This is a genomic window from Nostoc sp. KVJ20, from assembly GCF_001712795.1.
Classification (GTDB): domain Bacteria; phylum Cyanobacteriota; class Cyanobacteriia; order Cyanobacteriales; family Nostocaceae; genus Nostoc.
This window is the reverse complement of sequence record NZ_KV757764.1, coordinates 15,494-28,147: the sequence shown is the minus strand read 5'-3', so window position 1 is coordinate 28,147 and position 12,654 is coordinate 15,494. Positions and strand designations below refer to the sequence as shown.

12 protein-coding genes are annotated in these 12,654 nt (G+C 40.9%); 4 read left to right on the top strand and 8 right to left on the bottom strand.

Annotation, left to right across the window (positions count from 1 at the left end):
* Positions 1–34: 34 nt before the first annotated feature.
* The 6 genes from A4S05_RS35850 to A4S05_RS43965 all read right to left on the bottom strand — a co-directional run bounded on the left by A4S05_RS35850 (position 35) and on the right by A4S05_RS43965 (position 7,095).
* Positions 35–871: an SWIM zinc finger family protein gene (locus A4S05_RS35850; protein WP_069074515.1), complete on the bottom strand. Its 837-nt coding sequence runs from the start codon at positions 869–871 to the stop codon at positions 35–37.
* A gap of 5 nt (positions 872–876) precedes the next feature.
* On the bottom strand, positions 877–4,086 hold the full coding sequence (locus tag A4S05_RS35845; protein WP_069074514.1) for a DEAD/DEAH box helicase: 3,210 nt from the start codon (positions 4,084–4,086) through the stop codon (positions 877–879).
* Between the two features lie 159 nt (positions 4,087–4,245).
* On the bottom strand, positions 4,246–4,536 hold the full coding sequence (locus A4S05_RS35840) for a hypothetical protein (RefSeq protein WP_069074513.1): 291 nt from the start codon (positions 4,534–4,536) through the stop codon (positions 4,246–4,248).
* Between the two features lie 5 nt (positions 4,537–4,541).
* Entirely contained in the window at positions 4,542–5,501 is a 960-nt protein-coding gene (locus tag A4S05_RS35835; RefSeq protein WP_069074512.1) for a ParM/StbA family protein, read from the bottom strand.
* A 417-nt stretch (positions 5,502–5,918) separates the two neighbouring features.
* Positions 5,919–6,425 (bottom strand): hypothetical protein, encoded by a 507-nt coding sequence (locus A4S05_RS35830; RefSeq protein WP_176727210.1) that lies wholly within the window; start codon positions 6,423–6,425, stop codon positions 5,919–5,921.
* A gap of 130 nt (positions 6,426–6,555) precedes the next feature.
* Positions 6,556–7,095: a hypothetical protein gene (locus A4S05_RS43965; RefSeq protein ID WP_069074510.1), complete on the bottom strand. Its 540-nt coding sequence runs from the start codon at positions 7,093–7,095 to the stop codon at positions 6,556–6,558.
* Positions 7,096–7,352: 257 nt separating this feature from the next.
* On the opposite strand from A4S05_RS43965, the gene A4S05_RS35820 reads away from it, so the two are divergent.
* The 4 genes from A4S05_RS35820 to A4S05_RS35805 all read left to right on the top strand — a co-directional run bounded on the left by A4S05_RS35820 (position 7,353) and on the right by A4S05_RS35805 (position 12,083).
* On the top strand, positions 7,353–8,105 hold the full coding sequence (locus A4S05_RS35820) for a ParA family protein (protein WP_069074509.1): 753 nt from the start codon (positions 7,353–7,355) through the stop codon (positions 8,103–8,105).
* 1 nt (position 8,106) lies between these two features.
* Positions 8,107–9,060 (top strand): ParB/RepB/Spo0J family partition protein, encoded by a 954-nt coding sequence (locus A4S05_RS35815; RefSeq protein WP_069074508.1) that lies wholly within the window; start codon positions 8,107–8,109, stop codon positions 9,058–9,060.
* A 207-nt stretch (positions 9,061–9,267) separates the two neighbouring features.
* Positions 9,268–11,514 carry an SF1B family DNA helicase RecD2 gene (locus tag A4S05_RS35810; RefSeq protein WP_069074507.1) on the top strand — a complete coding sequence of 749 codons (2,247 nt, stop codon included), beginning with the start codon at positions 9,268–9,270 and terminating at the stop codon, positions 11,512–11,514.
* A gap of 116 nt (positions 11,515–11,630) precedes the next feature.
* Positions 11,631–12,083, top strand: coding sequence for a DUF1392 domain-containing protein (locus A4S05_RS35805; RefSeq protein ID WP_069074506.1), 453 nt, complete (start codon positions 11,631–11,633; stop codon positions 12,081–12,083).
* A 42-nt stretch (positions 12,084–12,125) separates the two neighbouring features.
* On the opposite strand, the gene A4S05_RS42390 is transcribed toward A4S05_RS35805, so the two are convergent.
* Together A4S05_RS42390 and A4S05_RS35800 are read right to left on the bottom strand one after the other, a co-directional pair.
* Positions 12,126–12,299: a hypothetical protein gene (locus tag A4S05_RS42390; protein ID WP_176727209.1), complete on the bottom strand. Its 174-nt coding sequence runs from the start codon at positions 12,297–12,299 to the stop codon at positions 12,126–12,128.
* 78 nt (positions 12,300–12,377) lie between these two features.
* Complete coding sequence (locus A4S05_RS35800; RefSeq protein ID WP_069074505.1) at positions 12,378–12,575, bottom strand: DUF2811 domain-containing protein; 198 nt, start codon at positions 12,573–12,575, stop codon at positions 12,378–12,380.
* Positions 12,576–12,654: the final 79 nt, after the last annotated feature.

Here is a 12,654-nt window from a genome sequence, read left to right as displayed (position 1 = left end):
AAATTACTTTACGATGTCGTTATCAGCGCTGAAATCAGAACTGATGATTTTTGGTTTTGACTCGCTGATACAGTTCTTCCATTGTTTCAATAAAGGAAGCATCATTGTGCCAGAAATCAGGAAAATCCCCTTGTTTCTTAATCAAAATTGCACAGATACTACCTGGAGTCGCCACTTCAATAGTTTGTGGTAATCGTTTTGTACCTAACCAAAATTCTCTGGCATTTGGCATTTGGTTAAGAGATTGTTTTTCTAGCTTAGTGTACAGCGAATTAGAAAGTTCTAAAGGAATTTCCTTAGTATTCAATTCCTCAGATAGAGCTTTTCCCAAAGGAGAATCAGCTAATTTGGCTTGAAGTTCTGCTTTCGATAATCCCCGTAATTCAAATAACAACCAGGGATTATTATCTAATTGAGAAGCCACTAAATAGTAAACTCCAGCAATGTGCTTACAGGGATTAGCATAATCTGGGCAAGAGCATTTAGTTTTGAAATCCTTACTACTATGGGGCAATAAATGTAGTCCCAAATGAGAGAAAGTATCTTCAATATTTTCCGGGACTTCATTTAGAAGCAATCGAGAAATGATACTGGCTTTAGAAGAAAGCTTTTGGATAGCTTCATTCCAACGGGTTTTAGCAATAGGTGTAATCTGAATCTCTATATTATAAGTTGGTTCTTTGTAGACTCCAAAATAGGGATTAACTGAGCCTCTGACTTTGGCAGTAATTTTATTTAAGTCAATCTCAAAGCTTTTGACTTTACCACCGCTAGCATAAGACCGTCCTCTTTTGAGTCGGTTATCATCTGTAAAAGCTTCTAGTGCTTGAATAAAGCGATCGCCCCACCAAGTTCGACTAAATTTAGCCATAATATCTACTCCAAAATTGCACTCTTATTCAATGAAATCAACCGCTTAAAGGCTTCATTATCTAATTCGGTGAGCCAAGATTCATCGCTACCAACAACAGCATTAGAGAGTTTTTTCTTATCTTCAATCATTTGGTCAATTCTCTCTTCTAGAGTTCCAATGGCAACAAATTTATGCACAAAGACATTCTTTTTTTGACCAATACGGAAAGCACGGTCAGTTGCTTGGTCTTCAACTGCTGGGTTCCACCAACGGTCAAAGTGAAAGACATGGTTGGCTTTCGTGAGGGTGATACCTACGCCCCCTGCTTTCAAGGAAAGGATAAAAACCGATGGTTCTGTATTTGGGTCTTGAAATTCGGTAATCATTTGTTCTCGACGTGGGCGACTAGTGCCACCATGCAAATAGTAAGTATTGCAATGCAGACTATGTTTGAGATGTTTTTCAATCTTTTCACCCACTTCCGTAAATTGACTAAAAATAAGTAAACTTTCTCCTTCATCAACTGCCTCCTCAACCATCTCTGCTAACCGACTGAGTTTGTGGGAACGTAGTGGTGAAAAATCACTCCCATCTTGCAGAAATTGGGCTGGATGATTACAAATCTGCTTCAATTTCATCAGGGTTGAAAGAATCAATCCTTTGCGTTGAATTCCTTCTGCTGATTGCAATTGTTTTTCTACATCTAGTACCACCACTTCATAAAGCGATGCTTGCTCTTTGGTCAGGTTAGTGTAAAGTTTTTGTTCAACTTTGTCTGGCAAGTCATTAATAATAGATTGGTCAGTTTTTAACCTTCGCAGAATTAGAGGTTCTACCAGTTTTTTCAAGGTGGCAGATTTCACACGGTCATTGTCTTTTTGAATCGGAATCTCGAAAATTTTCCGAAACTGGGCTTCTTTACCCAAGTAACCAGGATTGAGAAAATTAAAAATTGACCATAAATCCAGTAAGCGGTTTTCTACAGGAGTGCCTGTCAATGCCAGCCGATGTTTAGCTCTTAATTTTAAAATAGCTTTAGTTTGGGCAGCTTTCGGATTTTTAATATTTTGTGCCTCATCCAGTACTAAACGTTGCCACTCGATGCCGCTCAATAACTTTTCATCTTTGCGGACTAGAGTAAAGGAGCTAATTATCACATCGTTTTGTTCACAAGCAGCTTTGAAATCAGCTAGATTTTGTAGCCTAGTGCTACCATGATGCACCATAGTTTTTAAATGAGGTGCGAATTTGGCAATTTCCTTCTGCCAGTTGCCAACAACAGAAGTCGGAGCAATTAATAGTGTGGGCAGGGCAGATAAAGAAGTAATTTTTCCTCCTACTTTCAGAGCTTCATGTAACTCCTTCTCTTGCACTAATCGGGCAATCACCTGCACGGATTTACCTAAACCCATATCGTCTGCCAAACAGCCATTTAATCCCAAGTTTTCTAGATATTGTAGCCAGGAAACACCACGCTTTTGATATTCTCGGAGTGTGCCTTGCAGATTATCAAGTTCAGAAATTGGTTCTAGGCGACTTTTATCTTGTAGCTTTGCTATCATCTCTGACAAAGCTTCGTCATGTTCAATTTCCCATTCTGACCCCAATTCAGCACTGCGTTGTAGAAACTCCAGTAAGGTCATCTGGGGTTGTTCGTTACCGTGGGACTGCCAAAATTCGAGTAACTGCTGCATTTTATCCCGGTCTAATTCCATCCATTGACCGCGAAAATGCACTAGGGGAGTTTTAGCATTAATCAGTTGTTCCCATTCAATAGGTGTGACAGTTTGCTCCCCAATTGCCAACTCATACTGATACTCCACCAGTGAGTCTAAGCCAAAATAGCTTTTTGTTTCCCCTTTCGTTGCAGCAAGTTTGCTACCCGATGCTTTGAGGCGAATTTTGGCGCGACGACGACCTGCCGGAGTATACCAAGCAGGTACAATTACTTTGAATCCTGAGTCTTCCAGTACCCAAGCACTTTCTTGAAGGAAGTCAAATGCTTCATCTAAGGTAATTTGCATTGCGATTGGACTCGCTGTTTCCAACCCAAGCCATAGTTTGGGATACATCCTGGCTGCATACCCCAGATTCAGCAGTAAATTTGTTTCAAAATCTTTACCAAAATCTTTATGTACGCCAGTTTTGGTAAATTGATTCATTGTCCAGTAGTCTGCTAACGCTAACTTCAAGGATGGATCTTGTTTACTGGCTACTAGAAATTGAATTTGCCAATTGTCTATTTGTTCATTATCAGGAGAATGTAACTGGAAGCACAGATGAAAAGGTGAATCAGCTTGAGTGCGGGTAATTTTGGTTTTCCACATCAACCATTGCCGATATTCCTCAAGGGCAGTATTTGTTGTGAGTGGGTTATGCTGACGAGGATAAAAGCAAGATTCAATTAGAGAATCAGAAATTTGTTTGTCAAAAGCGGCTGTTGATGGGGTGTGAGTCACTAAATCGTCAAGTACATATTCGGAAAAGTGACGCAATAGTGTTTCTTGATCAAAAAACTCAATAGGATAGCTAACTGTTGCTTTACCTGCCACACATATTAGTGGCATATAGTCAATATATTTAAGAATATTTGCTTCATATTGTTCGGAAATAATTTCCCAGGTGGCATAAATTTCAAATGCTGCTTTAGCAGTCTTTTTTTTGCCTTTTTTGTGGGGATTTTCCGTTGATAAATGTCGATACTTCAGTGCGGGAATAAATTGGTCTTTGAGGATTACTTGTTGAAAACTTTGGGTGTAATGATACCAAAATAATAAATCTGAACCAATTTGAAACTTCTGGGCATTATATATTGCTAAAAAATGGATATCTTTAAGTAGTTTAATAATATTAAGTGCTGTTCCGTTTTTGGTAGACACTACTGTTTCATAACAATCAATCTGCCAATATTGAAATTCTTCATAGCTATCAGTCAACTCAATTTCTAAATACTTGGTTAATTCTGGTGAGGGTAGGGGCTGATTATTGGTGGTTGGTAAGGCAAAGTATTTAGGAGATATGCGTTGGGAAAATTTAGTGTTGTCTTCTTTAATTCCCAATTCTTCTACTAAAAAGGCGATTAATTGGGATTCTTCCAAGTGTCCAGGATGAATTTGTTGACTATTGGTGTAACTTTTTTGGGATAATTGAGTTTCTACCCACAAGTAAAAAGACCCTGACTGAATAAAGTCAGTTTCCTCGTTTGGTATCCAGGTGCCATGAAGTATTCTCATAGTTATAATGCCTCTGGATGGTTTGGAATTTCACGCGCCTTAGAATTACTTTAGCAAACAGAGGTGCTAGAATTGTCTTCTTTATGCAAAAGAAAGCGATGACGCTATCGTGCGATCGCTTGACTTACGCACTATAGAAGCAGCAGTCCCATACTTCCCTTACAACTCAAAATCAAGAGTGAAGGTTTGGTCATCAGAATCCTCTTGGTTTTCGATAATAGATGGCTCTTGAGTCGGCTGAATAAGTTTGTTATCTTCAGTATTAGTCGGCGTGAAAGCTACTTGTTGTGTGGGAAATGCACCCTTTCTGAAAGCAAAATAACAATCAATAATAAAGTAGAGCGTCTCTAGGTAACTCTTGCCTAGTTGCTGTGATTCGGCAAATATCCGCTCACGGTAGCTATCTTTGATCCGAACTTTTTCTGGGGTTAAGTCAAGTTTGTCTGCCATTGCGATCACTTAATAGATGTAGATGCTGAATTCTTGGCAGAAATGGTCTTTGCCATCTCTAAAAGCCCAAAGACATTGGCTTCTACCGGATTGTCCAGGATTTTGAAGCCGTTTTTCTCCAACAGCTTCTTAAATCCTGGTAAGAGACAGCCTCCACCAATCGCCCAGATTTCATCCCCCTGGTGCTTGGCATCAAGTGTCAGATTCACCACTTTCTTCAAGTATTTTTCATACCAATCTTTCAAACTTGCACTGTATATATCTTTGATATCGATGTCACGACTGTATCGAGTATGCCCCATTTCCAAACAAAATCGGATTTTGGATGGGTCTCCGATTTTTCCGCCATTCAAATGTTTCATTTTTTGGGAAATATCATCGATGAGAACTTCTACACCGATGGGGTAAGCAGTGTGAACTTCTCGCTGACCGCGGTTGTAACGAGAATACAGGGTCGTACCATTCCCAAAGTCTAAAATGGTTAATTTTTTTGGCAGTGGATGCCCAAATAATGCACCCATCCCCTCTAGTACAACTTTCAGCACTTCTACTTTCACGTCTGATTGTTTGCCAGCAAGTATTGGCTGATATTCTCCATTGAGTACTTTTTGTAGTTCTGATGCCAGAGCAACATCATGTAAGCTGACGACTAATTTTAAGTGCCAAGCTTTACGGTGTGGGAGATGCGCCAATGCACCCAATAAAGTCAGCAACGCGTTGTTGACTTTATTTTCATTACTGTCTGTGTTTCGGTCAAAATAATTTCCTGTACGGTAAGCAGACTCTCCAACTGTATAAGCAGTACCGTTAAAAACTACTCGTCCGGGTACATCTTCCATCTCGGCATTAGTTATATAGCTGGGGACACGAACTACTTCAAAGCCATCGACTAAAAGTTTTAGGCTTCCGTAACCGTTATCGAAACCCGCAGGAAAAATTTTTTGCAACGTGTGAATGTTTGACATAAATACAAAGGTAATACACTTTGAGAAAGTGAAAATTATCTGTTGAAGTGATCTGCAAGAGCAAGAGAAAGAAGAATAAAATAACTTCCCCTTTTTTGCCTAATCTCAAGAGCTTATCATAACCCCTTGGGGGCTAAATGGGGTACAAAATATTAACCAGTCAAATATACCCCATTTAGCACCTATATGCACCCTATATAGGGGTCAAAATCTCACCAAAGCCTTGAGCTATTATTGGGGTATATATAGCCCCCATATAGCCCCCAAAAGGATTTTTTGAAATCTTTTTATCAACGCAGCAAAAATTAATTTAGATCATCGTTGACTTTTTGATTTATACTTTACTGTCAATTTTTTGTTGAAAAGCAATTCAGTTTTGATCTTTAACTTCTTGCTAACTAAGTAATGAGTGCGTTATTACTTGATTACAGGTTCAGCTTTCTCAACTGAATTATCATTCACACCCAAAGTTAATTCCAAAGGAATTTTTTGGGGGTAAGCTTTTACTACTTGCCGATAAACATCATAATTAGCAGGCAGTGTCTGCTGAGAATTACCCACTCCATAAGTCAATTTGTACTTTACATTCTTCACCAATTCAGGTTTGCCTGCCTCGGATTGAGATTTTTTGCGTTGTTCAACTTCATCAACACTTGGTCGTGGCGGTACAGTAGGCCACCATAGCCCTTTGTCATCTGGGCCAACAACTGCTCCTGCCGGTTTCAATCCATTCCTATTCAACACTGAAGTGTTAGCAAAGGTTTCAATGCGTGGCTGTGGTTGACTAGTTAGATCATTAGCATACTTAACTTGCCAGGAGTAACTGGTGAGTGCTGTAGCTTCATACTGTTCAGCAGTAGTAGTGCTGCAACTAGTTAGTGTCAGTGCTGTTAGTACAATTATTATTGAGTGTAAAAATCTCATTTGCATTATCAATCGTAAATATCTTTCTCCAATCACTCTTGAAGAGGGAGTGTGCCATCATTCCTGCCAAGGTGAAGGAATCGCTGTTGTTGAAAGTACTTCCCTTGCTTCCAGCCTAATCGCTGTTTGCTCACAGTTGGGGCATTTTACCTTTGTGAAAATCACTCTTTGGTCGTCCTTTGTACTCGCCCATTACGGGATCTCCAGTGTACTCGCTGATTATCCCTTGCTTGCAGTGGTAGCACTCGAATATCACACGCCCTACCTCCGAGTTGCAATCCAGGAATTGCATGTGCTGACAGGGTTCTGGCGGTAACTCTTCTTCTTCTTCTTCTTCTTCTTCTTCATCGCTCTTTGTCAATTGACCCTGTTGCTTGGGCTGTTGCGGTAATTTGGATTTTCTCTTGTCAGCAGAGGTACGTTTGGCTTTACTTTTCTCTAAATGTTGCGGTTTTCCAGCAGCGTTTGTCTTTGACCTTACAAGAGGTATTACCTCTGCTTGGGCTGGCTGCTCAACTGACGGCAGATCAACACTGGGAGTAATGTTAGGCTGAGAGATTGGCTGCTGTTTATCTACTGGTTTATAAGCAACAAGGTCAAGCTTTGAACTTGGTTCGTTGGGTTTTGGCTGTTGTTTAGGTGGCTTGGGCGATCGCTCTTTTGATTTCATCAGAAAATTTTATGTGGACTTGGGGAAATAAGTTTATTTTAAGCGCCAATTTATTTCACTAAATCGCTCCTCATCGCCAGAATGAAAGTATAGTTAGCTTTTTAGGTAACAAGCAATTTGGAACATTAGTTTTTCATTACTTTGGTGTAAAACTTGTGAAAATCTTTGCGGTCTACTTAAATTGTCATAGAATCAGTTCATTCTGTAACTAATATATATATGTTTTTTCATCAAAAATCGCATAGTACTAAGAAAATATGATTATCGCAGTTACTAATCAAAAGGGAGGAGTAGCCAAGACAACCTCTACTATTGCACTAAGTGGATTGCTGGCAGAAAGTTCCTCCTGCCTTGTAGTTGACTTTGATCCCCAAGGCAATTTAACCACAGGTCTAGGAATCAAGATTCAGCCAGGGCAGATGACTGCCTATGAAGTACTTACAGATCGTAAACAGAGCGCATCTGAAACTATTATTGACACCGAGTATGGAATCAAGCTGATTCCGGCTGACATATCTCTAGCATCTGGAGAAAAGCAAATTTTGACCTCGGCAGATAATAGCCGAATCCTGAGAAAGAAATTGAATCCTTTACGGCAAGAATTTGCTCATATCCTCATTGATTGTCCACCTAGCTTAGGGATGTTGACTCTAAATGCACTAATGGCAGCAGATGCAGTCTTGATCCCCGTTCAATGTCAGTTCTTTGCTTTGGAAGGCTTACGACAATTATTGGAAACTATTGAAAGTCTTCGTGATGAAGACACTCACCCCAATTTGCAAATTTTAGGAGTCTTGCCTACAATGGCAGACCGTACACTCACGACCCAAGATGCTCTCAAAACTCTTAAAACTAAACTCCCTGGGGTCAAAATTTTTGAACCAGTTCCTAAGTCTGTTCAGTTTCCAGAGTCTAACTTGGCGCGTCAACCAATTCATCGGTATACCACAGAAAGAAAATTGATTGAACCTTATCAAGAAATCGCCAGAGAAATGGCAGAACAGGAGTAATATGGCGAAGCGGCGCTTGTCAATGGCAGATGAAATGGAATTTCCGAATAAAACCAAACAATTCCTGGACTTAGTAGGAGTTACCAAGAATCCTCAACTTTCGGAAAACGAATCTATTGAACAATCTTTATTAATAACTCAAATTCACCTAGCGGCTCATCAGCCTCGGCGTTATTTTTCAACTCAAGCAATGGAAAGCCTAGTTGCTTCTATCCGTGAACATGGCATCTTGCAGCCACTGCTTGTCCGACCGTTAGAATCCGGTAATTATGAATTGATAGCTGGTGAACGTCGCTACCGTGCTGCTCAAACTCTTGGAATGGAGCAAGTTCCGGTTATTATCCGCCATCTCAATGACCAAGATGCTTTCCAAGTCGCCCTCCTCGAAAATTTGCAACGGGAAGATTTAAATCCGGTTGAGGAAACTGAAGCTATTTTGCAACTGTTATCTATCCGCTTGGAATGCTCTCAAGGAGAAGTTATTTCCCTACTCAATCATATTGCTAACCTCCAAAAGCAAAAAACAGAAACTACGAACAACGTTGTTCGTAATCAATGGGAAATGGTAGAAAAGATATTTTCAGTAATAGGTAGGGTGACTCCAGACAGTTTTCGTAGTCATCGCCTACCTTTACTAAATTTACCTAAAGATATTCTAGAAATTTTGCGCCAAGGACAACTAGAATATACCAAAGCCCGTATCATCGCTCAATTGAAAGACGAAGATCAGCGACATCAACTTCTAGTGAAAACTATTGAAGAAAATCTTTCAGTTAGAGATATCAAAAGTTACATTCAATCAGTTCAACCTCCTAAGTCTTCTCAGCCGAATATCCTGCCTAATCGGATGAAGGAAGCCTATCAGCGAATTAAGCAAGCTAAAGTCTGGGAAGATCCTAATAAAGCAAAAGTTTTAGAGAAGTTGTTAGGGCAAATTGAAGCTTTATTAGAGTAAAATCTACGGTTTTTTACAACACATCTCACTCTTACCAACCTTTGAGGCGTAGCTTGCATAGCTTGCGCTCGTAGTCATCGTATAGCGAAGCAGCATTTTTGACTTTCTCATCTAATATTACTGTAATCTCAAAAATATATAGTATTTATGTACTATATTCATCTGAATTCCAGTATTATAATAATGTGCGGCATCTGATCATAAGCAATGTCCACTCCTCCTAATCTTTCCCCTCAACAAGTAAGCGCCTTCTCTCAACAGGAAACCATCACCGGAGTCGTAGAACGTTTAACTTTTTATTCTGCTGAATCGGGTTACACAGTGGCAAGGCTGACTCGCCCGCGTAGCACTGAACTAACAACAATTGTTGGCAGCTTTGCTAATATCCAGCCAGGGCAGACTCTACAGCTAATTGGTTTCTGGCGTGACCATCCACAATTTGGGCCACAGTTCCAAGTCATCAATTATCAAGAAACCAAACCAGCCACTCTCACTGGAATTGAGAAATATTTAGGCAGTGGACTCATAAAAGGTGTTGGGCCAGTAACAGCCAAACGCATCGTAGCTCACTTTGGACTTGAAACCCTCGATATCATCGAAAACCAGATCGAGCGATTAATTGAAGTTCAGGGCATCGCTAAAAAGCGGATTACTTTAATCAAAAACGCTTGGTCAACTCAGAAAGCGATCAAAGAAGTAATGGTGTTTCTCCAGGGGCATGGCGTTTCTACCACTTATGCTGTGAAGATTTACAAGCAATATAAGGATGAAGCGATTGCCACTGTTACCAAGAACCCTTATCAGTTAGCAGCCGACATTTACGGGATTGGCTTTCTAACTGCTGACAAGATTGCAAGAAATATTGGAATTGCGCCTGACTCAGAATTTCGTTACCGTGCGGGGATTATCCATTGTCTAAGTGAAGCTGCCGAAGATGGTCACTGTTACCTGCCACAAAGTGAACTGATTGAGTCGGTAATCAAACTGCTGACAACCGAATCTCATCAGCCCACAGAAGAAGCGGTTGCGATCATTATTAAAGATATGGCTCTTGTAGAGGAGCTGATTAGAGAGCGGGATGAAGAAAAAAGGCTACTTTGCTATAAGCCGACTTACTTTCATACGGAACAGAATTTAGCTCAACTGATACGCCAACGCTTGGAAAAACCTGTTGGCACTGACATTGAGCGTGTGCGTGATTGGATTGACCGCTTTACTGCTAGCCGTAAAATTCAGCTTTCAGAACAGCAACGCCAAGCTGTAGAAACAGCAGCCTATTCCAAAATCATGATCCTCACTGGTGGCCCTGGCGTTGGAAAGACCTTCACAACTCACACCATTGTCAGCCTGTGGAAAGCAATGGGTAAATCTATTGCGTTGGCTGCGCCCACTGGACGGGCTGCTCAACGTTTAGGTGAAATGACTGGGCTGGAAGCTAAAACTATTCATCGCTTGTTAGAATTTGACCCCCGCTCAAGGGGTTTCAAGCGCGATAGCGAAAATCCTTTGCCCCACACGGCAATTATCGCTGACGAAGCTTCGATGCTTGATTTGTTTCTGGCTTACTCCTTAGTTAAAGCAGTATTGGCTGGCGCTCTACTATTGTTGGTGGGTGACATTGACCAGCTACCATCTGTAGGCCCAGGTCAAATACTTGCTGATTTGATTAATTCTGGTTGCGTGCCAGTAGTGCGGTTAACTCAGGTATTCCGCCAAGCTCAAACAAGTGCAATTATCACTGCTGCTCACCAAATCAACCGGGGCCAGTACCCAACAATCGAGCCAATTTCTGATAATCCCATGTCTGATTGTATTTGGCACGGTGGAGGTCATCAGCCTGAACATGGAGTGCAAGCAATCTGCGAATTGATTACAGACTTGCTCCCTCGCCTGGGTTTTAATCCTGCCACTGATGTCCAAGTGCTTTGCCCGATGACACGGGGAGTTGTAGGTACTCGCAATCTTAATACCGTGTTGCAGCAGTTGATTAATCCACCCGCCCCCGACAAGGTGGAGATTAACAGAGGTGGGAATTTGTTACGCGAGGGCGATCGCATCATCCAGCTAACCAACGACTACAACCGCGAAGTTTTCAACGGCGACTTGGGAATAATCCTCACCATTGATACTGTCGAGCAGGAAGTTACAGTACTGTATGGTGAGCGGACTGTGGTTTACGATTACGCTGACCTTAATGAAATTGCCCTTGCCTGGAGCATTTCTATTCATAAAAGCCAAGGCTCAGAATATCCGGTGATAGTTCTGCCAATCTATATGCAGCACTATATGATGTTGACCCGGAACCTGTTTTACACCGGGCTGACCCGTGCCAAGAAGTTAGCGATCGTAGTTGGCGCAAAAAAAGCGATCTCTCTAGCGGTGCGCTCTACTGATGACCAACAAAGGTATACAAGGTTACAGCAGAGGTTACTTCAGGCAGGACTGCATTGGTAATATGTTTTGACTATTAAAAATAGAAAATGGCTATAGCGAGTGAAGCCTTTAAATTATATTCCGGATCAGACTGATGCTTCGGAGTGAATATATAAAGAAGAGGATTATATTCCCAGATGATTAACCAAATTACCGCCTTAGAATCCTGTTGGCATATTTCTCCTGGGTGGGGTAAGACCATGCCTCCATTAGCAGTGGAAATGTTAGAAAAAGTTTTGTTGCCAATCTCAGACTTGTCAGGTTATTGCTGTGGTGTTGAGTGGTCAGGACAAGAATGGATTTATGCAATTGTTTGCCAGAATGAAACTCTCTACTTAGCTGAACAAGAATTTCATACAACAAATGTCCTAAAAAAGCCCACTGTTTCTACTCCAGCTTTTAGATTGGGGGACATAGTTGAGGTTGATTTCGGTGAACGGCCGACACGCCGTATTATTCAAGGAATTTTTAGTCTCAAAGAGAATTGGCTTTATGGGGTAGAGTGGCGCTCCCCAACTTTAGAAGAAGTATCTGCCCAAAGCAGAACAATATGGCTTGCTGATGTAGATTTAGTTAATGTTAGTGTATAAATATTGTCATTTGATATTCAAGAATAAGGCTATAGGTTACTATCACCCGCTCCTCTTGGTTTTGAGTGAGTTTAAGATGTCGTCACTACCCAGGGAATTTTCCATTGGTTGAGCCACATCTTCAGCATTTTCTACGAGTTGGGCTTCTGCTGCATCTGAAAGTTGCGATACTACAATAGTAGATGTTTCCGCTTTTACCTCGTTTTTCGTTGCCATTAATCCTGACTGAAAAAATCTTTCTGAGTGTATAGTTTGATTGACCTTGTTATTTAGTATGGCTTCTAGGGAATAACATTAGCCACGACGAAACAGAGTTTCGAGATAGACTTGGGAAACACCGCGATCGCCATCAGCATTTTGCAGCAGAAACAGGGAGATGGCTGCGGTAATAAGGCGATGTTCATCCCAATCAGGATGTTTTTCTAAGTAGGTATTGAGAGATTGATGTAGCGTTTCGGGAAGAGTAGTAAAGATGTTTTGGGTTGAGTTCATATAATAAAAGCTTCAGAAAAAGCAAATCAATAGGGACAACAAGCTAGAGGTGATACAGTGCAAGTACAGTTTCACCCAT